The following is a 24,563-nucleotide window of genomic DNA, read 5'->3' on the forward strand; positions in this document are numbered from 1 at the left end:
TATACGAGTCGGTTACGAGCCCGGTTTGCCCTTCTCGTCGCGCGCCGTAAGGTGGCAAACTGCCCTCACTCGATCGGACCACATACGAGAGGTGACATCGTGGCGCGTCGAAACAAGCTCACCAGGCTTGTCCTGATTCCGGCCGTCGCACTGGCTCTGGCCGCAGCCGGATGTGCGGAGGAGGTGGGCAACTCGGGCAACAGCCAGGCTGGCGAGAAGCCGACCCTGGTCAAGGGGGACAAGCTGGTCACCTGCACGCACCTGCCCTACGAGCCGTTCCAGTTCAAGAAGGGCGGCGAAATCGTCGGGTTCGATGTCGACCTCGTCGATCTGGTGGCCAAGGAACTGGGTGTCGAGCAGGAGATCTTCGACACCGCGTTCGAAGGCATCGAGTCCGCGGCCGTGTTCGAGCGGGACGACTGCGACCTGGCCGCGGCGGCGATGACCATCACCGACGAGCGCAAGAAGGTGATGGACTTCTCGGTCGGCTACTTCGACGCCAACCAGGCCCTGCTGGTCAAGAAGGGGTCCGGCATCAAGTCGCTGGACGACTTGAAGGGCAAGGTGCTCGGCGTCCAGCAGGCCACCACCGGGGAGATCTACGCCGAGGACCACAAGAGCGAGTTCGGCTACCAGACCAAGCAGTTCGAGGACCTGGCGCTGCTGCTGCAGTCGGTGCAAAACGGCCAGATCGACGCGGCCATCAACGACAACACCGTGCTCTACGACTTCCTGGCCAAGAACGACGACGTCGAGGTGACCGAGGAGTTCGAGACCGGCGAGCAGTACGGCATCGGCGTCAAGAAAGGCAACAAGGCCCTGCTCGCGGTGGTCAACAAGGTCATCGAGCAGGCCAAGAAGGACGGGACCTACGACAAGCTCTACAAGAAGTGGTTCCCGGAGGCCGGGCAGGCCGAGAACTGACCGTCCAGCGGTAGTCAGCAGGCGCATGGGCCGCCACCGCGGCCGGTGCGCCTGCCGCCGTGTCAGGGCAAGAGGAGCGGAAAAACATGGCGATGTCGCGCCGCAAGCGCGGGCAGCTCGCCAGGGGCATCCAGTACGCGATCCTGGTGATCGTCGTGGTGGTACTGGCGCTCCTGGCCGACTGGGGCAAGATCGGGAAGGCCTTCTTCGACTGGGAAGCGGCCAGCGTGCTGTTCCCGGACCTGTTCACCGTCGCCCTGGTCAACACACTGGTGTACACCGCGCTGGGCTTCGCGCTGGGACTGGTCATGGCGCTGCCGCTGGCGCTGATGAAGCTGTCCTCGATCGGTCCCTACCGGTGGCTGTCCACCATCTACGTCGAGTTCTTCCGCGGCGTGCCGCTGCTGCTGGTGTTCATCGCCATCGGCTACGGTGTGCCGCCCGCCTTCGGGATCAAGTTCGACAACTACTCCACCGCCGCGCTCTCGCTCGGCCTGGTTGGCGCCGCCTACATGGCCGAGACCATCCGTGCCGGGATCCAGGCGGTGCCTGCCGGGCAGATCGAGGCGGCCAGGTCGCTGGGCATGACCCCGCTGCGCACCACCGCGACCATCGTGGTGCCGCAGGCGTTCCGCATCATCCTGCCCCCGCTGACCAACGAGCTCATCCTGCTGACCAAGGACTCGTCCCTGATCTACCTGCTCGGGTTGAGCATCGACCAGCTGGAGCTGGCCAAGTTCGGCCGGGACGCGCTGAACGAGACCAAGTCGCTGACGCCGATCCTGATCACCGGGCTGTGCTACTTGTTGATCACGGTCCCGTTGAGCTACCTGTCCCGCTACCTGGAGCGGCGTACTGGGCGGCAGCGTGACCGGGGCCTGGAGGTGGAGGCATGACGCAGGGGAACGGGACCGACAGCGGCCTGGCCGTCGAGCTGCGTGGGCTGCGGAAGTCGTTCGGCAGGCTCGAAGTGCTCAAGGGCATCGACCTGGACGTCCGGCACGGGCAGGTGGTGTGCATCATCGGGCCCTCCGGTTCCGGCAAGTCCACCTTGCTGCGCTGCGTGAACCTGCTGGAACAACCGGACTCCGGGTCGGTGAAGGTCAACGGGGTGGAGCTGAACGACCCCGACTGCGACCTGGACACCGCCAGGGCGTCGATCGGCATGGTGTTCCAGTCGTTCAACTTGTTCTCCCACCTCAACGTGCTGGACAACCTGACGCTGGCGCAGCGCAAGGTGCTCAAGCGCGGCAAGGCGGAAGCCGAGCGCATCGGGCGGGAGAACCTCGAGCGCGTCGGCCTGGCCGACAAGGTGTACGCCATGCCGTCGCAGCTGTCCGGCGGCCAGCAGCAGCGGGTGGCGATCGCCCGCGCGCTGAGCATGAACCCCAAGGTGATGCTGTTCGACGAGCCGACGTCGGCGCTGGACCCCGAGCTGGTCGGTGACGTGCTCGGTGTGATGCGCTCGCTGGCCGACGAGGGCATGACGATGCTGGTCGTCACGCACGAGATGCAGTTCGCCCGCGAGGTGGCCGACGAGGTGCTGTTCATGGACGGCGGGGTGGTCGTCGAGCAGGGGCCGCCCAGCCGCGTCATCGGGGATCCGCAGCAGGCCAGGACACGGGAGTTCCTGCGCCGGGTGCTCAACCCGGTGCACGCCAACGAATAGGCGACGGCCGGAGCAGCAGCACGCAGTCGATGCCGGGATCGAAGGACGACGCGCCGTACGACCCGCGCGAGGGCCCCGACCTGCGCTACGAGCTGAAGGCTGCCGACATCGTGCGGGAGCTGATCGAACCGGACAGCTGGTGGCGCAGGCGCGGCTCGTCCGCGGGCACGCCGACCTATCGCGTGGTCGGCAAGTACATCACCGGGGTGCTGAACCTGCGCGGTGCCGTGCTGGACATGCTGCTGCACTTCGAGCGCTGCCTGTTCGAGCACCGTCCGGACGTGCGCGAGTCCCAGCTGCTCGGGCTGTCCTTCTCCGACTGCGTGCTGCCCGGATTGCGCGGCCGTAACCTGCGCTGCCGCAACGATCTACGGTTGCACCGCTGCGTAGTGCGGATGACTCCCGCCGAACACGCCACCGAGCCGGGCACCAGCCTCACGATGAACCCGAAGACGGCCGAGCCCGGGGTGCCCGATGCGGCCGTGGTGCTCACCGACGCCGTGGTGGAAGGCTCGGTGGTGCTCACCGGAAGCACCGTCCGGCACTCGCACGGCAAGGCGATCCAGGCCGATCGCCTGCGGGTGGCCGGTGCGGTCACCGCCTACCGGATGGTGACCAGCGGCGAGGTGCGGCTGTCCGGCATGACCAGCGGCGGCGACGTGATCTTCTCCGGCTCGCAGCTGCGCAACCCAAGGGGCATCGCGCTGAACGCCACCGGCGTCCACGTGCGCGGCAGTTTGCTGTGCGAGCGCGACCCCGGCAAGGCGGCCCGCAACGAGCAGCCGCGCGAGTTCACCGCGGAGGGCATGCTGTTCGTTCCCGGTGCCACCATCGACGGCGACTTCTGGCTGTCCGGCGCCCGGATCACCGGTCAGACGCCCGGCGACTTCTCCGGCATCGGAATCGAACAGTGGCGGGACGGCGCGTATGCGGGTGATCCGTCCATCGACCCGTGGCCGTCACTGGTCGGTGACCGGTTACGGGTCGAGGGCAACCTGGTCGCCGACCGGCTGGCCGCCTACGGCACCGTCCGGATGGTGAACGCGCTGGTGGGCGGGTCGTTCCGGCTCAGCGACGCCACCGTGGTCGCCGAGCGGCGGGAGCAGGAACCGCACTACGACCGGGCGATTCACCTCGACGGCAGTGAGATCAGCGGCGACCTGCAGGCCGCGAGGTTGCAAGCCCGCGGCCAGCTGCGGCTGGCGGACATCAAGGTCGGGGGCAACGTGCTGGCCAGGAACGCCGAGCTGCGGCACCCCAGGCGGATGGTGTTCCTGGCCCGCCGTGCCGTGGTGGCGGGCAACGTGGAGATCGTCAACGCCAGGGTGCGTGGCACGGTGCAGTTGCAGGGCGCCCAGGTCGGCGGGTCGGTTCGCTTCTCCGGAACGGCGTTCACCGACCCCGCGGTGCACGGTCATCGCAACTTCTCGGTCGGCATGCGCGCTGCCACCGTCGGCCGTGACCTGGTCATGGCGAGGTTCGCCGACGAGGTCATGCGCGCCGACGGCGGCGTGAACCTCGACGCTGTACGGGTGGGCCGCATCCTCACCCTGGACGGCGCGCTGCTCGGGTCGCTGCGCACGGTCGTGGCACTGGACGCCGGAGGGGCGACGGCCGACGAGTTCCAGCTCACCCCGGGCAAGCCGCCGCAGGGCAGGGTGATCCTGCGCGGCGCGCACTGCGGCTCGCTCGAGGACAACGAAGCGCTCTGGCAGGCCACCGGCAAGGTGGAAGTGGACGACTTCCGTTACGACGCGCTGGCCGAGCCCATCGACTTGGACGACAACGTGCAGGTGCTGCGGCGCGTGTGGTGGCTGCGCAACGCGATGAACGGCTACCGGCCGGGGCCGTACGACCAGCTCGCCGCCGTCCTGCGGGCAGCAGGCAACGAGGAGCACGCGGTGACGGTGCTGATGCTCAAGCAGCGGTACCGCTACGAGGCGCTGGCCAGCGGCCGTGCCCGCCCGGTGGCCGCGGGCATCACGCTGTGGAGCACGGTGCAGCGCGTGCTGGTCGGCTACGGCTACAAACCGATGCGCGCGCTCGGCTGGCTGGTGTTGCTGCTGGTGCTCGGCAGCCTGTGGTTCTGGCTGACGCCGGACTCCTGCGTGCACGATCCGCGGTTCACCGTCAGCGGGCCGCGGTGCCTGGTCAACGCCGACGACACCGGGCTGGAGTGGAATCCGGTGCTCTACACCGCCGACCTGCTGCTGCCCATCGTCGATCTGGGCAACAAGGGTCGTTGGCACATGAGCGGGGTGGACAAGTGGGTGGCCACCGGGTTCATCGCCGCGGGGTGGATCCTGGCCACCACGGTGGCCGCGGGCATCACGCGCACCCTGCACCGAAGCTGAGCCCGCTAGCAGAAGGCCCGGCGAGACACAAGTACCATGCTGGAGTGCCCTTGTCACCTGACGACGATCACAAACTGGAGATTCAGCTCCTGCACGACCGGGTGCTGGTGAAGCAACCGGGCGAGGAAGGGGAGCGACGTTCCAGCGGCGGCATTGTCATCCCCGCGACGGCGCAGGTCGCACACCGCCTCGCCTGGGGGGATGTGCTCGGCGTGGGCAACAATGTCCGCAGTGTGAAGGTCGGCGATCGGGTGCTGTTCAATCCGGCCGACCAGCTCGAGGTGGAGATCCAGGGACAGACCTATCTGGTCATGCGCGAGCGGGACGTGCACGCCATCGCCAGCGAGCGCACCGAGCACGGGACCGGGCTGTACCTGTAGCGGCATACGGAGGAAAACGTGGCCGACGACCAGCAGAACTGGCCGACATGGGATTCTGACACCGGTCGTCCTCCGTCTGGCGGCGAGGAGCGGGAGAGCGTCTCGGGCAGCCTCGACGACGCCCTGGCCGGCGAGCTGGACACCTCGTCCGGCGCACTGTCCGGGCGCATCGACGACACCGGCGGGCGAGGCCACCTGCCGCCGGGGCACGACGCCGGCCAGCCGACGCGGTTCCATCGCCCGATGCCGTCCGCCTACCCCGAGCAAGGGCCCGCGGCCCCCTACGGCCCGGATCGAGCCGGCGCTGCGTCCGGCGGGCGCGGTGCGGGGTGGCCGAGCGAATCAGCGGGCCGCGGCACCGAGTGGTCGGACGAAGCCACGCAGATCTACCACGCGGTCTCCAGCCAGGCACCCGACGGTGCGACGGAGACATGGGGGGACCTGCCGAACGACCGGGGGTACGACGGCGCGACCGAAGCGTTGCCCAAGTCGCGCATGCCGGAAATGGCCGCGGGCGCGACGGAGGCGTTCCCCCGATTCGATCCGGACCGGGCCCCGGACGGCGAGGCCCCGGACGACCTCGGTCTGTTCGACGAGCCCACCGTCCAGCGTGAGCCGGTGGCGCACGGCATCTACCGCGCGGACGACGAGCCAGAGGAGCCGCGCCGGAAGCTGCGCAGCGGGCTGGGTCGGGCCATGCTGGTCACCGGTGCCACCCTCGGCGTGCTGATGGTCGCCTACGTCGTCGACATGGTGGTGAGCTGGGGCGACGTGCCGCGTGGCGTCACGGTCGCCGGTGTCGACGTCGGCGGCCTGAGCCGGACGGCGGCCGAGGAGAAACTGCGGCAGGAGCTGCAGCCGCGCTTCGACAAGCCGGTGACGGTCAAGGCCGGCGACGTGGAGACCACGCTCGACCCGGCGGAGTCGGGGCTCGGTGTGGACTGGCAGGCCACCCTGGAGCAGGCGGGCAAGCAGCCGTGGAACCCCATCACCAGGCTCACGTCGTTCTGGGAGACCCGCGAGGTCGGCATCGTCGGCAAGTCGGACCGGCCGACGCTGCGCAAGGCGGTGGAGCGGCTGGCCAAGACCAAGATCAACCACCGCAAGCGGGAAGGGAACATCACCTTCAAGGAGATCGAGGGCACCGACGGCGCCGTGCAGCCGGTGGCGGTGCCACCGCGGCAGGGCCAGCAGCTGCGCTCGGTGGACCAGGCGGTGGAGACCATCGAGGACACCTGGCTGCAGCTGGGCGGTGTCCGGCTCGACGTCGACGTGCAGCCGGTGAAGGCCACCCCCGACGGGGTGCGGGCGACGCTGGAGAAGCTGGCCAAACCCGCCGTGGCCGCCCCCATCGAGGTGCAGGGCGACGGCGTGAGCACGTCGCTCACCCCGAAACAGATCGGCGAGGCGTTCGAGTTCAAGCCGCAGGAGGACGGTTCGCTCAAGGCGCTGGTGGACCGCGAGGTGCTGAAGAAGGCGCTGGAGCCCGCGCTGAAGCCGACCGAGCAGGAAGGCCAGGACGCGGAGATCGTCTTCACCGGCGGCAAGCCGACCGTCAAGCCGGCCAAGAACGGCCGGAAGGTGGACTGGAAGAAGACGTTCCGGCCGTACCTGGACGTGATCACCAAGACCGAGGGCCGGGTGCTCAAGGTCAGCTACGCCACCAAGAAGCCCGATCTGACCACGTCCGAGGCGAAGAAGCTGGGCATCAAGGAGGTCATCGGCGAGTTCACCACGGGTGGGTTCGCGCCGGACTCGGGCATCAACATCCGGACCGTGGCCGCCGAGGTCGACGGCGCGATCATCAAGCCGGGCGAGACGTTCAGCCTGAACGAATACACCGGCCCGCGCACCGCGGACAAGGGCTACGTCGAGGCGGGCATCATCCAGAACGGCGTGCCGGGTCGCGCGGTCGGTGGCGGTATTTCCCAGTTCGCCACCACGCTGTACAACGCGGCGTACTTCGCCGGCCTGAAGGACGCCGGGCACAAGGAGCACAGCTACTACATCAGCCGTTACCCGATCGCCCGGGAGGCGACGGTGTTCCAGGCGCCCGGTGGTGGCGGCATCGACCTGAAGATCACCAACGACTCGGACACCGGCGTGGCCATCCAGACGCACTGGACGCCGCAGAGCATCACGGTGAAGCTGTGGGGCACCAAGCGGTACCGGGTGGAGTCGGTGACCGGCCCGAAGACGAACGTCAAGCAGCCGGGCACGCAGCGGGTGAACGGCAGCAGCTGTGAGCCGTCCCCCGGCATCCCCGGCTTCACCGCGACTGACACCCGCATCCTGTACGACATCAACACCGGGCGGGAAGTGCGCAGGGAGACCAGGACGGTCACCTACAACCCGAAGCCGACCATCGTGTGCGGCAAGCGGGACGATGACGACGATTGACGGTTGACCTGAGCCCGTCCGCACGGAAGCGGGCAATCCGGTCGGCGTGGGCCCGGGCGGTGGTGGACGGAGAAGCCGCCGAGCGGCCCGGTGCGGGTACCGGTAGCCGGGAAGGACCCGCTTCCGCGGCCGCGAATCGGAGCGGACGGTCGTTGCGTCGCCGGCATGCGGTCGGGGTCCTGTCGGCGTGCGGTCGGCCGCTTGCCGCTGTGTGGGGCCAAGCTCCTGCCGGTGAGTGACCGGTGCTCGTCGGTAGGCGAAAAGCCGTCAGGCCGCCTGCCGGGGCCAGGTGGCTCCAGCAGACGGCCTGAGGGCGGACCGTCCGGTCGACGCGTACTCCCCGTGCGTCGGCGGGTGTCAGGCAGCGGTGCGCCCGCGTGACTTCGGGTACACAGCAGCGGCGATGAGCACCACGACCACCGCCCCGGCCAGCTGCAGGCCGTGCCGCAGCCAGTCGAAACCCGCGGTGTCCGAGCCGCCGAACAGGGCGTAGACCACGTTGCCGAGGCCGCCGCCCAGGATGCCGCAGATGATGGTCAGCCAGAGCGGGATGCCCTGGTCGCCGGGAATGACCAGCTTGGCGAGCAAGCCGAGGATGATGCCCGTGATGAGAAAGCCGAAGATGCCCCACCCGTCGAACGCCTTGCCGAGCGCTTCGCTGAAGCTAGCAGCGAGCGTGTAGGTGTCTGCCATGACTTCTCCTCGCTTCGAGTCCGAACGAGCTTTGTCCGAAACTGTCCCACCACTTGGCCGCGCTCGCGATTCGAGAGTGCTCCAGGTGGACCTGAACGGGCGGTGGAAGCCAACTCGTTAGCGCTCGTGCCCCAATTCGTTGCTTGCCGGGGGTGGCCGGGATCGGTAGGCGGTGGGCTTTCCTGACAGGCGTCGGTTGGTGTCTGTGGCTTAGTTCGTTGCTTGCCGGGGGTGGCCGGGACCGGCAAGCGGTGGGCTCTCCCGACAGACGACGGCGGCGGCCCCGTGCCGGGACCGCCGCCGACCTGTCACGCCGCGGGAGCGAGTGGTCCTCAGAACGCCGCTTCGTCCAGCTCCATCAGCGTGTTGTCCGCCGATTCGACCACCTTGCGCCGGGCCGACAGCTCGGGCAGGACGGTGCTGGCGAAGAAGGACGCCGCCGCGATCTTGCCCTGGTAGAAAGGCTTGTCCTTGTCCGCGGCGCCGTTGTCCAGGGCCGCGATGGCCACCTCGGCCTGGCGCTGCAGCTGCCAGCCGACCAGCAGATCGGTCGCCGACAGCAGCAGCCGGACGGTGTGCTGGCCGACCTTGTACAGATTCTTCGGGTCCTGCTGCGCCTCGGTCAGATAGCCGAACATCGCGCCGAGCATGCCCTGGACGTCCTCCAGCGCCTGCTTGAGCGCGGCCCGCTCCTGCTTGAGGCGGCCGTTGCCGGACTCGGCCTCGATGAACTTGGTGATCTCGCCGGCCAGGTAGGTCAGCGCCTGGCCCTTGTCCCGCACGATCTTGCGGAAGAAGAAGTCCAGCGACTGAATGGCCGTGGTGCCCTCGTACAGGGTGTCGATCTTGGCGTCCCGTACGTACTGCTCGATCGGGTAGTCCTGCAGGAAGCCGGAGCCACCCAGCGTCTGCAACGCCTCGGTGCCCAGCAGCGTCCACGCCCGCTCGGAGCCGCCGCCCTTGACGATCGGCAGCAGCAGGTCGTTGACCCGCTTGGCCAGCGAGACGTCCTCGCCCTGGTGTTCACCAAGCCGGATCTTGTCCTGGAACGACGCGGTGTACAGGTACAGGGCGCGCAGGCCTTCCGCGTACGCCTTCATCGTCATCAGCGCGCGGCGGACGTCCGGGTGACGGGTGATCGGCACCCGCGGCGCCGTCTTGTCCGTCATCTGCGTCATGTCCGCGCCCTGGATGCGCTCCTTGGCGTACTCCAGCGCGTTCAGGTAGGCGGTGGACAGCGTGGAGATCGCCTTGGTGCCGACCATCATCCGCGCGTGCTCGATCACCTTGAACATCTGCGCGATGCCGTCGATCTTGTCGCCGACCAGCCAGCCCACCGCGGGCTTGCCGTGCTGCCCGAACGTCAGCTCGCACGTGGTCGAGCCCTTGATGCCCATCTTGTGCTCGACGTTGGTGACGAACACGCCGTTGCGCTCGCCGGTCAGCTCGCCGGTCTCCGGGTCGTGGTGCCACATCGGCACGTAGAACAGGCCCAGCCCCTTGGTGCCCGGCTTCGGCTCGATGCCTTCGCCTTCCGGCCTGGCCAGCACCAGGTGGTAGATGTTCTCGGTCATGTCGTCCTGAGCGGCGCCGGTGATGAAGCGCTTGACGCCCTCGATGTGCCAGGTGCCGTCCGGCTGCTTGATCGCCCTGGTGCGGCCGGCGCCCACGTCGGAGCCGGCGTCCGGCTCGGTGAGCACCATGGTGGCGCCCCAGTCGCGCTCGATGGCGATCTCCGCCCAGCGCTTCTGCTGCTCGTTGCCGACCTCGTAGAGGATGCCTGCGAACGTCTTGCCCGCCAGGTAGAAGTACAGGGCCGGGTTGGAGCCGGTGAACAGCTCCGCGACCGCCCACGCCACGGACGGCGGGATCCCGAAGCCACCGAGCTCACTGGGCAGGTTGATGCGGTCCCAGCCCGCTTCGAGGGTGGCCCGGTAGGCCTTCTTCATCGACTCGGGCATGGTCACGTCGAACCTGTCCGGGTGGAACACCGGCGGGTTGCGGTCGGTGTCCACCGTCGCCTGGGCGATGACGTCGGACGAGACCAGCTTGTCGACCTCGGTCAGCACCGCGCGGGCGGTGTCGGAGTCAGCTTCGGCGTAGGGACCCTTCCCCAGGTACTCCTGGATCCTCAGCAGTTCGAACAGGTTGAACTCGAGGTCGCGGACGTTGCTCTTGTAGTGGCCCATGTCGTGGCTCCGGATTCGTCTCTCCGCGTGCGTGGTGCCGCGTTGCGGGCTATTACTTGCCGGTAACTCCGACGATATTACCTGCCGGTAACTAGGGCAAGTGGTCGGCGTGACGCGACCCGTCCGGGCATCGAGGTAGTCCGTCCGGGTGAAATTCGCCGCACTGTCCCCGGTCGGGCCGCGTCGCGCCATCATGAGCGGCATTCCACCCGGCGCCGACGGCGGAGACCCAACCTGACGGGACGCGGGTGGGTCGGTGTCGGTGAGGACCAGACGGCGACACGCGCCGGCAAGTGTCATCGAGTCCGGCAGGTGTCATCGAGTGATGGGACGACCATGACGACTCCGCACGACCCACGGCAGCAAGGGGCAGGCTCCTCGCAGCAGGGAGCCACCACGCCCGGCGAGCAGCATCTCCCGGCGGCACCGCCCGTGCCGGTTCCCCCGCCCGTCAAGAGATCGACCACCCCGCATCGTCGGCATCGTCGCGGTGGTGGTCATCCTCGGCATCGTCGGTGTCACCGGATTCCTCGCGCCTGGATTCTTCCTGTCGGGCGACGAGGATCAGCGGGCGGTCGCGGGCGGCACTGAGCGAATCGCGCCGACCAAGCGCCCGCAGACATCCCCTGGGGAACGTCTCGTCTTCCGGATCGCCGAAGGACTCAACCGCAAGGACACCGCAGCGCTCAAGAAGGTGGCGTGCCCGAAGCGGCGCTCGACGGTGGACCGCACGATCGACATCGTGCCGGAGATCCGCTCGGCGACGCTGTTCCGGATCCTCAAGCACAACGACCACTTCGTGGTGGCCTCGATGAGGCTGTCCACCGCACAGGACAGGACCGTGCTCAAGGTCCACGTGGAGGAGCAAGGCGGGACCGTGTGCTGGGACGCAGTGACCTTCGAAGGTCCTTCCCCGCTCAAGCCGCCGCAGCCGAGCAAGACCAGCGAGCCGGACGAACGGTGGCAAGGCGGTGTGCCGCCCGCCGCTGACCAGTTCATGAAGAGGGTCGTGCGGAAGATCAACGACAGGGACCAGAGCGTGCTGCGGCTGGAATGCCCGAGCATCATCGGTGGGGGACTGGCCAAGTTGCTCGACGACGACGCGAAGCTGACCCTCGGTCAGGTGACCCAAGCGAGCCCCGCGCACGCGACGCGGTTGGTGCGCGGCACGCTCGGCGGGAAGCCGGCGGACGGCGCGCTCATGGTGTCCAGGCTGTCAGTGAACGGCAAGACGTGGTGGTGCGTTGTTCACCTCTTCTTCGATTAGCCACGCCGACCGACCGTGGTGGTTTGGCCGCGGCGACCCGCGGGCCCGTCGACACGCCGCCGACCGGGCCCACCGGGATCTGGTCGGCCCGAGTCGGGGTCAGCGCCGGACGGGGCGGGTCGGCGTGGTCGGTGCCGCCAGATCGTCGTCCCGGGCGGCGTCCGGTGAGATGGACAGCATCCCGGTGCGGAACGCGATGGACACCGCATGCGTGCGGTCCCGTGCGGACAGTTTGCGCAGGATGCTCTTGACGTGTGTCCGGACCGTCTCCACCGACAGGAACAGCTCCTTGGCGATGGCCGCGTTCTCCTGGCCCTCGGCGATGAGCTGCATGACCTGGTACTCGCGGCGCGACAGGGGGACGCGAGGAGGCGGCGCCTCACCGTCGCCGGCGCGGCGTTGCGCGGGCGGCTGGGCCTCGGGATGGGTGACCAGCGAGGCCAGCGCCGGGTCGAGATACCGATGGGCGCGGGCAGCTTGCCGAACCGCCTCCAGGACACGCTGCGGTTCCGCGGTCCGTGGCACCGCGCCGTGCGCCCCAGCACGCATGCAGGACGCGAGGTAGCGCGGGTTGCGGTCGGCGTCGCGCACCAGCACCACGACCCGTGCGTGGAGTTTGTGCGCGGTCAGTAGCTCGACCAGATGAGCGTTGGGCGCCAGGCCGGAGTCGAGCAGCACGATGTCGGGCGTCAGCTGCTCGTTCATCAGCAGTGCACCCTGCTGGCTGGCCGAGTGCGCGGCGACCTTGGCCCATGGGGTGCGCTCGATCAGCGCGGTGAGGCCGTCCCGGTACAGCGGAACGGTCTCCACCACCCCCACGGTGACCGTTCGCTTGGCCGTCGACGACCCGTTCGGGTACCCGTTCGCTGGTCCGAGCGCTCGGTGCAACTGGCCGCTGGGCCTGGTGTCCTTGACCTTCATAGTCCCTCCTCCCGTCGCTGCTGCCGCGTGGATCCGCCGAGGCCGGCAGTCAGGCGACGCCCCTCACAGTGGTCGTATGACGCCCGTTCTCGGTACGAGTTCCTCGAATCGTCGAACCGAGTGAACAATTATGTCTACCTCGCCGGGGCGAGTTTCGCCAGTCATACGCCTGCAGAATTTCGTGATCTCCCTCGACAGTAGGCTCGTCGCGGCGAGATCGGCCGTGATAATTGACCGGGCGGTCAGCCTGGAAAATTGACCGTACGGTCAGTCTGCTGGGTGATTCCTGGCATGTCCGGGACGTTTCGAAAGCAATACCGGCAGTAGTACCGCCGGGCCGGGGTGGCAAGGGCGCGTTACTCCGTTCGAGCGAGTGTCAAGCTCGCACAACCACTCGTTCGTGCCAGTGGCGTGTCCCCTCGCAGCGAGCCAGCAGTTCCGGTTGCAGGGTCGGGGTGCCCGGCGTGCAGCGGCCATGTCTCTTCGTGGCGGTCAGCAGTTCCGGTCGCAGGGTCGGGGTGCCCGGTGCGCAGCCGCGTCCCTCGTGGTGGGTCAGTGCCACAGTGCCCGCTCGGTGGGCGTGCTCGGGCGCCTGGCGCGGCAGCGGCCGTTTGCTGCCATGTCGCGGCGTTCGATCCGGTTAAGCTCACTCCACGCATTAGCGTTGCGGGGCAAGGTGGTCTTGCGCCGGAGCCGTCGGCGGAAGACCTCGGCAACAGATGTCCGTGGGCGACGCGAGGATCCGATGACCAGCGACCGAACGGTATGAGAAGCGCCGCGGATCGCCTGCGCCGTCTGCGCTGGCTGCTGACTGCCCTGTTCACCGCCATGAACGCGGTCGCGGTGATCGTGCTGGCGCTGCTGCTGATCGAGGCCGACGCGGACGAGGGCAGGCAGCGCCTGGACGCCGAGCTGACCAGGGTGACCACTGCTGTGCTGCGCGCGCTCGGCGTCGCCGACGACAGCCTGTTGCTCGAGCGGGTGATCAACGACCCGCTCAACGACACATGTCCCCAGTTCGCCGTCGTCCCCGCGGACCAGGCGTTCACCCGTCACGACAGTGCCCGTCAGTGCGTCGACGTGCCGGCGGAGCTGATGACCGACATCGCGCGACGGGCCGTCGTCGCCGACGGGATGCAGGTCGGCTACGCCACCACGCCCGACGACCGAACCGTCCGGTTCGCCGCCGAACGGTTCCGCACCGACACCGAAGGCCCGTACGTCGGCGCGGTCGTCTCCGTTGCCGACGCGGAACCCGAGGCGGCCCGGCACGATCGCATGGTTCTGCTGATCGTCGGCGGCTGCGTGCTGCTCATCGGGGTGGTGGGTGTGGCGGGCTACCTGCTGGCCGGGAGGGCGATCCGGCCTGCGGCCGGTGCGCTGGAACAGCAGGAGACGCTGCTCGCCGAGACAGCGCACGACCTGCGCACGCCGGTGGCCGCGCTGCGGGCGCTGGCCGAGGCCGCCGAGCGCAACCCGGAGCAGCGGGAGGAACTGCTCTCCCGGACCGTCCGGCTGGCCAAGCGGATGGGCGGCATCATCGACGGGCTGCTGGTGCGCGCCCGGCTGGCGGCGGGCGTCGAGCAGCTGACCATGCAGCCGATCTGGCTCGACCAGCTGGTGACCGGCGTCGTCGAGGAGACTCCGGCCGACGGTGCCCAGGTGACCGTGACCGCCGCGCCGACGATGGTGCACGGCGACCCGGTGCTGCTGCAGCGGGCGGTGACCAACTTGCTGGACAACGCGCTGCGCTACGGCAGGCTGCCGGGCCAGAAGGCGATCGTGCACGTCGCGGTGGCCAACGGCAGGGTCACCATCGCCGACAGCGGCCCGGGCATCGATCCGGCGGTGGCGCAGTCGGCGTTCGACCGGTTCACCACCAGCGGAGGGTCCGGGCTCGGGCTGTCCATCGTGCGCTGGGTGGCGCTGGCGCACGGCGGCACGTTGAGCGTATACAACGCCGAACAAGGGGGAGCAATTTTCGAATTGGTTTTGCCGCCGGCTACTCGGTGATGTGTTGTTTTGTCTCCGGTTGTGCTGGTTGTGCGATGACAGCTTGGTGCCACTGCCCGGTTCGCGGCTGGACGGTTTCGGAGCCCGATGAATTACGCTGATCACGTGCGGTCCGGGGAGGTTGGCACGACTCAGCGCAGGTGGCGCAGCCGGGTGCCGGTCGTCGTGCTGGTCCTGGCGTGCGTCGCGGCCGTGGTCGTGGCGCTGAGCGGAGCGGCCAAGCCGTTGCACGGATTGCACTTCTTCTCATCCGGCCACTGGGTCTACCACGAGGCCACCGACACGGTGTATCACGTCGACGGAGCCAGCCAGGCCGTCGACGCCGAGGTCGACATGAACGGCATGGCCGACCCCGACAGCCAGGTCGTCCAGGGCGACAAGAGCGGGTACGTGGTCGGCAAGGAGCACGTGGTCGAGTTCGGCAAGGCCGACATGAGCGTCGCCGGGGTCCGGCCGTCGGTGTCGCCGGAGCCGCCGGTGATGCTGGAGGCCAACGGCGGGCCGTACGCGGTGTACCGGCAGGCGGGCCGGATCATGCGCTTCGGCGCCGACGGCGGCCCGATCGACGTAGGTGGCCCGCTGGCGGACCCGGTGGTGACCAGCGACGGCACGCTGTGGCTGCTGCGGGTGGACAACGGGCTGCTGTGCTGGCTGGCCAAGGACGCGCGGCTGGTGAGCTGTCCGGTCAGCGTGCCGGAGGGGCACCGCGGGAAGCTCACCGTGGTCGCCGACCGGCCAGCGTTCGTCGACACCACGACCGACAGCGTGCACCCGCTCGGGCCAGCCGGCCTGGGCGAAGGGGTGCCGATGGGCGTGGACGTGCCCACCGAAGTCGAGGTCGCGCCGCGGGACGTGGACGGCCGGGTGGCGGTGCTGGACCCCCAGGCCAAGCGGTTGGTGCTGGTCGACGCCAAGCCGTTGACCAGAAGCGGGCGGCCCGAGCAGCCGCTGATCGTGCCGTTGGCCGGGGGTGACTACGAGGGCCCGGCGTCCACCGGTGATGCGGTGGCGTTGCTGGATCGGTCGTCGAACACGGTCGAGACGTACGGCGGTGACGGACGGCAGATCGCCAGGCAGCAGCTGCCCGGCGAGCCTGCCGACCGCGAGCAGCCGTTGATCACCGGTGAGGACGGCCGGGTCTACGCGGACGGCAAGCGTGGGGATCACGTCCTGGTGGTCGATCACGACGGCAAGGTCGCGGACGTCGACCTGACCGGTGCGAACGGCGACGGAGAGAGGACGGCGAAGGACCGCACCGCCGATCGCAACGTGGACCGGGCGCCCAGCCGCCGACCCGACCGCACCGATCGGGAACGGCCCCGGCGGCAGCAGGAGCAGCCGTCCGCATCCGATCGGTCGGTCGACGACCGGCCCGAGGGCAACGTGCTCCCCGATCCGAAGCCTGCGACGCCGCCGGGCGCACCGCGCGACGTCTCGGCGAGCCCGGGCAACGCCTCGGCCGTGGTCTCGTGGTCGCCGCCGAGGTCCACCGGTGGTGGTGCGATCACCGGATACCGGATCACGTGGGCAGGCGGGTCGAGAACGGTGTCGGCGGACGCCACGAGCGCCCGCATCACCGGGCTGACCAACGGCCGGAGCTACGTGTTCACCGTCGCCGCCCGCAACGCGGCGGGGCTGGGCACCAAGGCGAACTCGCGCGCAGTGACGCCGCGCGCCGTTCCGACCGTCGACGTCGTCTCCGCGCGTCAGACCGGTGACCGTGAGGTGACGCTGACCGTGCGGGTCGACGGTGGCGGTGATCCGAACGTGACGTGCCGCGTCACCTGGCAACGCAACAGCGCAGGCCGCACGATGCTGTGCAATGCCGCCTCGAACGGCGGCACGGCCACGCGGCAGCTGGTCATCGGCAACCTGCCGCCCGGCAGCTACACGTTCTACGCGAGCGGGGAGAACCGGGCAGGCCGGGGTCCGCGCGGCCGAGGCGCGACCGTGCAGGTCATCGGCCCGAAGCTGGTGCTGACCAAGGGCGAGCCGACCGACGAGTACTGCGGCGACCTCCCCGGCTGCGCGTGGATGCACATCGAGTTCACCGGATTCGAGCCGGGCAGCAGCGTGCACTTGGATCCGTATTCCAGCGATCCGGACTACGACAACCCGGGTGCCACGATCGTCATCGACGAGGACGGCACGGCTTCCACCGATCGCTTCGCTTACGCGGGGACCGGGCACACCGTGTGGGTGGTGGCGACCCTGCCGGACGGCACGAAGGTCAAGTCGAACGAAATGGTGTGGTGATCACCCGCCCGCACGTCAGTAGGGTCGGGGCACGTCGGGCAGCTGGAGGGCGAGGGAGGAACCGCGTGGGCGTAGCCGAGGTGTACCGGCTGATCGCCGAGAACGTGCAGCGCGTGGTGCGCGGCAAGCCGGACGTGGTGCGATTGGCCATCGCTACGTTGCTGGCCGAAGGGCACCTGCTCATCGAGGACGTGCCGGGGCTGGGCAAGACGACGCTGGCCCGCTGCCTGGCGCGCAGCATCGGCGGCACGTGGAACCGCATCCAGTTCACCCCGGACCTGCTGCCCGGGGACATCACCGGGGTGATGGTCTACCACCAGAACGCCGAGCGGTTCGAGTTCCACCCCGGCGGCATCTTCGCCAACGTGGTGCTCGCCGACGAGATCAACCGGGGCACGCCGAAGACGCAGTCGGCGTTGCTGGAGGTGATGGCCGAGCGCCGGGCCACCGTGGACGCCACGGCCCATCCGGTGCCGGACCCGTTCATGGTCGTCGCCACCCAGAACCCGATCGAGATGGAAGGCACCTACCGGCTGCCGGAGGCGCAGCTGGACCGCTTCCTGATGCGGATCGCCGTCGGCTACCCCGACCACGACGCCGAGGTGCGGGTGGTCATGGGCGACACTGCGCGGATCAACCCGGACGAGCTGGCGCCGGTGGTCGACCTGGACACGCTGCGCCAGGCGATTGTCCAGGTCCGGCAGGCGTACCTGGACCCGGCGATCGTCTCCTACGCGGTCCGGCTCGCGGCGGCGACCAGGGAGCACGCCGCGGTCCGCTACGGCGCCAGCCCGCGCGGCTCGATCGCGTTGGTCCGGGCCGCCCAGGCGATGGCGGCCACCGAGGGCAGGGCGTTCGTGACCCCGGACGACGTGAAGAGCGTTGCGCAGCCGGTGCTGGCGCATCGCCTGGTGCTGACCGCGGACGCCGAGCTGAACCAGCGCTCGTCGTCCGAAGTGGTCGACGAGGTGCTGGCGGCCACCCCGGCTCCGGCGATCAACCAGATCTGAGCCATGCGATTGCCTGCCGTGCGCCTCACCAGGCGGGGCGTTGCCGTGCTGATCTCCGCGATCGCCCTGTATGCGGCCGGTGAGCTGGCGGGGTGGCCCATGCTGCGCGCGGTGGCGGGAGCAGCGTTGGGGGCGTTGATCGCGGGCGTGGTCACGACCGTCCGGCGTCCGCGGGTCGAAGTACGACGCGAGGTCTATCCGGATCGGGTGGAGAGCGGCCGGCCCGCGTTGGCCACGTTGCGGGTCACCAATCCGACGCGACGGCGGCAATCGGCCTTCCTGGCGCGTGATCGGATCGAGCACGGCGGTGAGCACAGCGTTCTGGTGCCGTCCCTGCCGCCGGGCGGCACCGCGACCTTCCACTACGAGCTGCCCACCGAGCGCCGGGGGCGGATCACCGTCGGGCCGTTGCAGATGGCCAGGGTCGACCCGCTCGGAGTGGTGCGGAGGCCGCTGGCCACCGGGAACACGGCCACCTTGCGGGTCTATCCCAAGACCTACCCGGCGCGGGAACGAGTCGGTGGGTATCCGCGGCACCACCACGAGGGCCGGGCGATCGACGAGCCGTTGCACGGGTCGTCGGATCTGCGGGACGTGCGGGAGTACGTGATCGGCGACGAGGTGCGGCACCTGCACTGGAAGGCGACCGCGCACACCGGCCGGCTGATGGTGCGCGACTACATCGACCCGGATCAGCCTCGGTTCAGCGTGCTGCTGGACACCCGTAAGCGGGTGCTGCGCCCGGACGAGTTCGAACAGGCGGTGCAGGTGGCGGCCTCGCTGGTCAAGCCGGCCGCGCTGGCGGGCCATCGGTGCCGGCTGCTCACGCCGGGCGGCATCGACGTCGCCACGCCTGGCGGTCCGGCGGCGCTGCGCCGGATCCTCGACGCCCTGTGTGACGTCGCCCAGAGCGACGAGCCGGAAGGCGACGTGATCGTGCCGAAGACGCTGGCCGGTTCGGGTGCCGGTGGTGGCGGGCTGCTGGTCGCGGTCACTGGCCGGGTGGATCAGCGCGACGTCCGCGGGTTGTCCACGGTGCGCGACCGGTACTCGCGCATGGTGCTCATCGGTGTCGCCAAGCACGGACTCGGGTGGGACGGGATCGGCGTGCAGCGGCTGTCCGGCCTGCCCGCTGCGCAAGCGATCTCCGCGGTGGACGCCGAGCAGGCGATCCGTGAGTGGAATGCGGTGGTCGTGTGAGTGCGCCGGTGAGGAAGGACGAACGGCCTGGTTCGGCGGTCAGCGCGGGCTCGCCGGGGCTGCCGACGGGGGTGCAGCCGGCCCAGGACGCCCTGCGCAATCGGCGGGCGGTGTGCTGTGTGCTCGGGGCTGCCGCCGTGGGTGGCTTGCTGTTCGCCCCGGTGTTCTCGGTGCAAGCGCTCCTGCTGCCCGTGTTCGTCGTTCTCGTCCTGGCCTTCCTGGCCGACGAGATGTGCCGGCACCTGCCCCGCTTGATCCCGGTGCGCCCGCTGCTGGTGATCGCCGCGGGGTTGCTCGGTGTGGTCTGGACGGTCCTGGCGGACACCACGGTTGCCGGAATCCCGTCGGGGCGAACGCTGCAGCTGCTGCTGGCCGGGCTGACCGATTCGTGGCAGCTGGCATTGCAGTCGACGTGGCCGGCTCGTGCCGAACCGCACGTGGTGACGTTCGTTCCGCTGGCTGTTCTGTTGGCCGCAGTGCTCGGCGTGGAACTGTTGCATCGGGTGCGGCCTCCGCTGGTGGCGCTGCTGCCCAGTGCGGTGGTCGTGGCCGTCAGTCAGGCGTTCTTTCCGCTCACCGGTGGTCTCGCAGTCGTTGCCGGGCTGAGCTATGCGCTGCTGGCGGCGGTGCTGTTGATGGTCACCCGGCCCACGGCCGGTCCGCGTCGCTGGGTGCTCGCCGGGCTGGCCGTGCCCGTGGTGGTGTTCGCGGTCGTCGGTGCCTTGCTGCTTGCGGTGACAAGCCCGCTGGCGCGGCCACCGACGACGCTGCGCGACGCCGTCGTCGCCCCGGTGGTGCAGCACTCGGTGGCCAAACCGTTGGACGCCTTGGCAGCGCGAGTGCAAGAGCCGGAGGCGACCGCTTTCACCTATGTCGCGGATGCGCCGGTCGACCGGTGGACGCTCGCCGTGCTGGACCGATTCGACGGTGTCAGCTGGACCGCGGACTGGAGGTTCCGGCGGCTCGGCACCGCGTTGCAGCCGGATCCAGCGGTGACCGCGCCGACCACAGCCCGCACCGCCCAGGTCACGCAGCTGGATGCGTTGCTGGCGCCGTGGCTGCCCAGTCAGCCCCGGTTGTCCGGTGTGCAGGGCATCAGTCCTTTCGTCGACGAGGCCAGTGGCACGTTGCTGACCCAGAGCGGTCCACTCGCCGGGTACCGGATCGCGTGGCGGGAGCCGGCCGTCGATGCGGCCGAGCTGGCCGATGCGGCCGTGGACGGCGACGCCCTGGCCGAACTCGGCCCGCTCGGGCCGATCCCGCCGGAGTTCGACGAGCTGGCGCACGAAGCGACCGGCGGGCTGCGCGCCACCTTCCGCGCCGCCTTGGTGCTGGCCAACTATCTACGGGACAACTACCAGCTGGCGACCGGGGAGAACGTGCCTGCCGGGCATACCCTTTTTCACCTGCGTCGCTTCCTCACCGGGCCGGACAAGCGCGGCACCACGGAGCAGTTCGCCGCCGCATACGTGATGCTGGCCAGAATCCGCGGCATCCCGGCGCGCTTGGTGGTGGGTTTCCGCGGGCCGGGGCAGCCGAGCGATGGCGGTCGGTACGTGGTCCGCAACGCGCAGGCCACGGCGTGGCCGGAGGTCGCGGTCGAGGGGTTGGGCTGGGTCCCGCTGGATCCGGTGGGCAGCGCAGCCGGTGCGGGTGGGCAGCGGCCGACCGGGCTCGCCGGGGTGGCGGAGCAGGTGCGGTCGGAGCTGCCGAAGGACGTCAGCCGGCTGTCCGACCCGCCGGTGGCGCCCGAGCCGGGTGATTCGGCTTCGTCGGCGGACGACGCTTGGCCGTGGTCCTTGACGCTCGCGGTGGGCCTGGGGACGGTGCTGGCGTCGGGGCTGCTGGCGTGGCTGATGGTGCCCGTGGTCCGGGGGATACGCGCAGTGCGGCGTCGCCGAGCTGTCCCGGTGCGTGCCGTCGTCGGGGCGTGGGCCGAGGTTCGCGACCGGCTTCGTGCGCACGGTGTGCCGGTCAGCCCGGGAATGACGGTACGGGACCTCGCGCCCGCTGCGGCTCGGATCGGTGGGCAGGCCACCGTGGAGGGGGTGCGGGCGTTGGCGCAGGCGGTCGACTTCGCGCTGTGGTCCGGCAGCGCGGTGACGCAAGCGACGGCGGATCAGGCGTGGGCGTCGGTGCGGCTGGTCCGGCGAGGGCTGGCGACTCGCCCGCTGGGGGCACGCCTGCGTGCCGCGCTCGACCTGAAGAGTTTGTTTCCGCCCAAGGAGAAGGCACCCAGGGGAGCCGGTAACCCGCTCGGTCGTGGCAATTGATGCGTCTGGTGTACGTGTGGGTGACAGGGCCGTGCGAGGGGGCTGGTCGGCGATACCTGCGCAGCGAACTCGCTCGAGAAGCGCGGGCCGCCGAGGGTGCGGACGGCTCGCCCGGCGTGCCCTGCACACGAGAGACGAACTGCTGGGCAGCCTGTGACCTGACGCGGGGTCTTTCCGTCGATCCGATGGTCTTGGACAGCAGCTCCAGAAGCGTGCACAGCCCGCCGCCGGACCGAATGCCTCGAGGATGCGGATGGGCTCGCCCGAGCGGTGCGAGCGGTTGCCTGTGGGTGGGGACGGGCTGTCTGTGGGCGCGGACGGGTTGGCCCGAGGAAACGGGCGGCCTGCCTGTGGAAGCGGACGGGATCGCCCGAGGGTGCGAGCGGCGGCCCGTGGATGCGGACGGGCCATGCGGGGAGGCGCGCGACGGAGCCGATCGGAGTTGTCCCCGCAGCGAACCTGTGCGAGGCACCCCGCAGCGAACCCGCGAGGTGCCCCCCGCAGCGGAGCCGCGCGAGGTGCCCCTGCAGCGGAGCCGCGCGAGGTGCCCCTCGCTGCGGAACTGCGCGAGGCGTCCCGTGACGAACCTGTGCGAGGCACCCCGTAGCGGACCCGCGCGAGAGAGCGGCGCAACGTCACCCACACGAGCCAAACGCCCCATTGGGCGGTGAGCAGGGCCTCGGCAAGCCCACTCGCGCCGGCGACGCCCCCGGCAAGTCACCCACCCTGGCACGCACCCTGGCAAGTCACGCACCCTGGCAGATCACCCACAGGGACATCACCAACCACAGCAGCAGGCCCCGGCCCCGCTGTCGGTCGGACGCCAGTGACCCCTAGTCGCAGCTCGATCCGTCCAGCCCCAGTTGCCGGCTCGTGTACCTGCCGTCCACCGAGGACCCCTCCACGCGAAAGCAGTACTCCCGGCCGGGCTTCACCGGCAGACGGATGTCCTGCCGCCGCTTGGCGATCCGGTGCTCCCAGCTCGACCAGCCCTCGCGGAACCAGACCACGTAGTCCAAGCCCGGCGGTCCGTTCCAGCGCAGCTCCACGTACCCGTCCGCCACGGTCGGCACGGCCAGCCGCACCACTTCGCCGGCTCGATCACTCCGGGACGGCGGCTCGCTCTCCGTACCACTCGGCGGGGCAGGCAGGGCTGTCGGTGGCGCACCCTGGTCCCCGATCAGCAGCACGGCGGCAAGGATCCCGGCGATCAAGATCACTCCCACCAGCGCGGCCACGCGGACACCGGTCACGCGCCGCCGCTTCCGCTCGGGCCGGAACACCGCCACCGGCGGACCGGCGGGTCGACGCACCGGCCCCTCTCGGTGCACCGGCCGCTCCGGGGAGCCGCCGGCCAGCAGCACCGTCAACCGGTTCGCCACGGCCGATGCGGAGTCCGGACGGTTTCCCGGCTCGGTCGCCAGCAGCTGGCCGATCAGTTCCCGCGCCGCTGCGGGCAGGTCGTCCCGCTCCACCGTGGGCGGGCCGTCCTTCAGGATGCGCAGAATGCGCTGGGCGTCGGGCTCCCCCGTCACCACCGGATACGGCGAGCGGCCGGTCAGCGCGAAGTACAACACGACCCCGATCCCGTACACGTCGGTGCGCTGGTCGAGTGTTCCGTCGCGCAGCGTTTCCGGTGCGGTGAACCCCAGGTGCTCGCCCGTCGGCTGGCCGTACGTCCGTCGCGCTGCCACACCGAAGTCGGCCAGCACGACCTCCGGAGCCTGCTGGCTGGGCGCGGTGACAAGCACGTTGTGCGGGTGGACGGCGCCGTGCACCACCCCGGCACGGTGCGCGGCCGCCAACGCCAGCGCGACCGTCTCGGCGACCGCCAGCGCCCGGTCCACCGGCAGCGGTCCGCTTGCCCGCACCTGCTGCGCCAGTGACTGCGGGCAGCGCGGCATCCGGATGGCCAGGAAGCCGTTGGGCAGCTCTTCGCAGACCGACGGCAGGATCGAGCGAACGTGGGTCAGCGTGGCGAGTGCGGCCTGTTCCGCCGCGATCTCACCGCGGGTCTGCTGATCGAAGGGTCGGTGGAAGACCTTCACCATCAGCGGCGCGCCGGTGCGCGGGTCCGGCTTCGGATAGACCGTGGCCGCGCGGCCAGCCAGCGGCGCGGTCATGCCACCGGCTTGGCCAGTCCAGCGATCACCTCGGCACCCGGCAGCGCGGCCAGCTGGGCACCGGTCACCAGCAGCTTCGAGCCGCGCACCCCGCTGCCGACGATCAACTCCTTGGCTTCGGCCACCCGCTCGTCGATCAGGATCGGCCATCCTGCGGGCAGCCCGATCGGTGTGATACCGCCGGATTCCATCCCGGTCAGCTCGGTCGCGTCGGCCATCGGCGCGAACGACGCCTTGCGCACATCCAGCCGCTTGCGGATGACGGTGTTCACGTCGGCGCGGGTAGTGGCCAGCACCATCGCCGCCGCGTAGCGCACTTCACCGGCACGCTTGCCGGCTACCACGACACAGTTGGCGGAGGCCTCCAACGGAGAGGAGTAGGCGGCGCAGAAGTCCGCCGTGTCCGCCAACGCCCGGTCGATGGCCGCGACACCGATCCGCTCCGCGTCCTCGACCTCGGGCAGCGCTTTCGCGACGGGGGTGGCGAGCAGATGCGTGTTCTCCAGCGCAGGCAGGACGTCCAGCGTCCCGGCGATCGTCCACGTCATGGTTGAACGTTTACCATCGCCCGCCGCGCTGGACTTCGATGAGCTTCGGCCGCACGTCCACCATGTAGACAAGCACGGCGACCAGCCCCGCGATCCAGAACATCAGGCCGGGCCCGGCCACGCCGAACGCCCCGAACAGGACCATGGCCGCCGTACCACCGCCGGTGAGACCCATCCAGGCCGTCTTGGTCAGCCGATCCGCCGCCGCATAGGCATCGGGGCGCTGCAACGCGGCATGCACGAACGCGAAGACACCGACCGGGATTCCGGCCAGCTGAATGATGTAGAGGATGTCCAACGAAAGCGGTGCCACGTCACCAGTCTCCTGGAATCGCGGAGCCAT

18 protein-coding genes are annotated in these 24,563 nt (G+C 69.8%); 12 read left to right on the top strand and 6 right to left on the bottom strand.

Annotated elements, in window-relative coordinates; translation table 11 throughout:
- The first annotated feature begins 99 nt into the window (after positions 1 to 99).
- The 6 genes from CXP56_RS03115 (at position 100) to CXP56_RS03140 (ending at position 7,727) form a co-directional block, all read left to right on the top strand.
- Positions 100 to 924, top strand: coding sequence for a basic amino acid ABC transporter substrate-binding protein (locus tag CXP56_RS03115; RefSeq protein ID WP_028846976.1), 825 nt, complete (start codon positions 100 to 102; stop codon positions 922 to 924).
- Positions 925 to 1,010: 86 nt separating this feature from the next.
- Entirely contained in the window at positions 1,011 to 1,820 is an 810-nt protein-coding gene (locus CXP56_RS03120; protein ID WP_028846975.1) for an amino acid ABC transporter permease, read from the top strand.
- A complete protein-coding gene (locus CXP56_RS03125) occupies positions 1,817 to 2,593 on the top strand; it encodes an amino acid ABC transporter ATP-binding protein (protein WP_038044664.1) in 777 nt (258 codons plus the stop codon). Before CXP56_RS03120 ends, CXP56_RS03125 begins: the two co-directional genes overlap by 4 nt.
- A gap of 29 nt (positions 2,594 to 2,622) precedes the next feature.
- Complete coding sequence (locus tag CXP56_RS03130) at positions 2,623 to 4,947, top strand: hypothetical protein (RefSeq protein WP_028846973.1); 2,325 nt, start codon at positions 2,623 to 2,625, stop codon at positions 4,945 to 4,947.
- A 44-nt stretch (positions 4,948 to 4,991) separates the two neighbouring features.
- Complete coding sequence (locus CXP56_RS03135; protein WP_028846972.1) at positions 4,992 to 5,327, top strand: GroES family chaperonin; 336 nt, start codon at positions 4,992 to 4,994, stop codon at positions 5,325 to 5,327.
- Positions 5,328 to 5,345: 18 nt separating this feature from the next.
- On the top strand, positions 5,346 to 7,727 hold the full coding sequence (locus CXP56_RS03140) for a VanW family protein (RefSeq protein ID WP_245566579.1): 2,382 nt from the start codon (positions 5,346 to 5,348) through the stop codon (positions 7,725 to 7,727).
- Positions 7,728 to 8,084: 357 nt separating this feature from the next.
- Here CXP56_RS03140 and CXP56_RS03145 read toward each other — a convergent pair whose 3' ends face one another.
- Positions 8,085 to 8,420 (bottom strand): GlsB/YeaQ/YmgE family stress response membrane protein, encoded by a 336-nt coding sequence (locus CXP56_RS03145; RefSeq protein ID WP_245566578.1) that lies wholly within the window; start codon positions 8,418 to 8,420, stop codon positions 8,085 to 8,087.
- Between the two features lie 332 nt (positions 8,421 to 8,752).
- Positions 8,753 to 10,609 carry an acyl-CoA dehydrogenase gene (locus CXP56_RS03150; protein WP_028846970.1) on the bottom strand — a complete coding sequence of 619 codons (1,857 nt, stop codon included), beginning with the start codon at positions 10,607 to 10,609 and terminating at the stop codon, positions 8,753 to 8,755.
- 493 nt (positions 10,610 to 11,102) lie between these two features.
- Here CXP56_RS03150 and CXP56_RS03155 point away from each other — a divergent pair, with 493 nt between their 5' ends.
- Positions 11,103 to 11,876: a hypothetical protein gene (locus CXP56_RS03155; protein WP_286899735.1), complete on the top strand. Its 774-nt coding sequence runs from the start codon at positions 11,103 to 11,105 to the stop codon at positions 11,874 to 11,876.
- Between the two features lie 99 nt (positions 11,877 to 11,975).
- Here the strand turns inward: CXP56_RS03155 and CXP56_RS03160 are convergent, their stop codons facing one another.
- Positions 11,976 to 12,797, bottom strand: coding sequence for a LuxR C-terminal-related transcriptional regulator (locus CXP56_RS03160; RefSeq protein ID WP_286899737.1), 822 nt, complete (start codon positions 12,795 to 12,797; stop codon positions 11,976 to 11,978).
- A 765-nt stretch (positions 12,798 to 13,562) separates the two neighbouring features.
- On the opposite strand from CXP56_RS03160, the gene CXP56_RS03165 reads away from it, so the two are divergent.
- The 5 genes from CXP56_RS03165 to CXP56_RS03185 all read left to right on the top strand — a co-directional run bounded on the left by CXP56_RS03165 (position 13,563) and on the right by CXP56_RS03185 (position 21,549).
- Positions 13,563 to 14,810, top strand: coding sequence for a sensor histidine kinase (locus tag CXP56_RS03165; protein WP_028846968.1), 1,248 nt, complete (start codon positions 13,563 to 13,565; stop codon positions 14,808 to 14,810).
- A gap of 105 nt (positions 14,811 to 14,915) precedes the next feature.
- The gene (locus tag CXP56_RS03170; protein ID WP_169725221.1) at positions 14,916 to 17,066 is read left to right on the top strand and encodes a fibronectin type III domain-containing protein; all 2,151 of its coding nucleotides are present in this window, start codon (positions 14,916 to 14,918) and stop codon (positions 17,064 to 17,066) included.
- 65 nt (positions 17,067 to 17,131) lie between these two features.
- Positions 17,132 to 18,076, top strand: coding sequence for an AAA family ATPase (locus CXP56_RS03175; RefSeq protein WP_028846967.1), 945 nt, complete (start codon positions 17,132 to 17,134; stop codon positions 18,074 to 18,076).
- A gap of 18 nt (positions 18,077 to 18,094) precedes the next feature.
- Positions 18,095 to 19,276, top strand: a complete 1,182-nt coding sequence (locus CXP56_RS03180) for a DUF58 domain-containing protein (protein ID WP_028846966.1) — start codon at positions 18,095 to 18,097, stop codon at positions 19,274 to 19,276.
- Positions 19,273 to 21,549 (top strand): transglutaminase TgpA family protein, encoded by a 2,277-nt coding sequence (locus CXP56_RS03185; RefSeq protein ID WP_286899741.1) that lies wholly within the window; start codon positions 19,273 to 19,275, stop codon positions 21,547 to 21,549. The genes CXP56_RS03180 and CXP56_RS03185 overlap by 4 nt, the downstream gene beginning before the upstream one ends.
- Positions 21,550 to 22,382: 833 nt before the next feature.
- Here the strand turns inward: CXP56_RS03185 and CXP56_RS03190 are convergent.
- Genes CXP56_RS03190 through CXP56_RS03200 form a run of 3 tightly spaced genes read right to left on the bottom strand, consistent with a single transcriptional unit; the run spans position 22,383 to position 24,533 of the window.
- On the bottom strand, positions 22,383 to 23,672 hold the full coding sequence (locus CXP56_RS03190) for a serine/threonine protein kinase (RefSeq protein WP_286899743.1): 1,290 nt from the start codon (positions 23,670 to 23,672) through the stop codon (positions 22,383 to 22,385).
- The gene (locus tag CXP56_RS03195; protein WP_028846964.1) at positions 23,669 to 24,220 is read right to left on the bottom strand and encodes a YbaK/EbsC family protein; all 552 of its coding nucleotides are present in this window, start codon (positions 24,218 to 24,220) and stop codon (positions 23,669 to 23,671) included. Before CXP56_RS03195 ends, CXP56_RS03190 begins: the two co-directional genes overlap by 4 nt.
- A 10-nt stretch (positions 24,221 to 24,230) precedes the next feature.
- Positions 24,231 to 24,533: a DUF2516 family protein gene (locus CXP56_RS03200; protein WP_028846963.1), complete on the bottom strand. Its 303-nt coding sequence runs from the start codon at positions 24,531 to 24,533 to the stop codon at positions 24,231 to 24,233.
- Positions 24,534 to 24,563 lie beyond the last annotated feature (30 nt).

This window comes from Thermocrispum sp., assembly GCF_002919275.1.
Lineage (GTDB): Bacteria > Actinomycetota > Actinomycetes > Mycobacteriales > Pseudonocardiaceae > Thermocrispum > Thermocrispum agreste.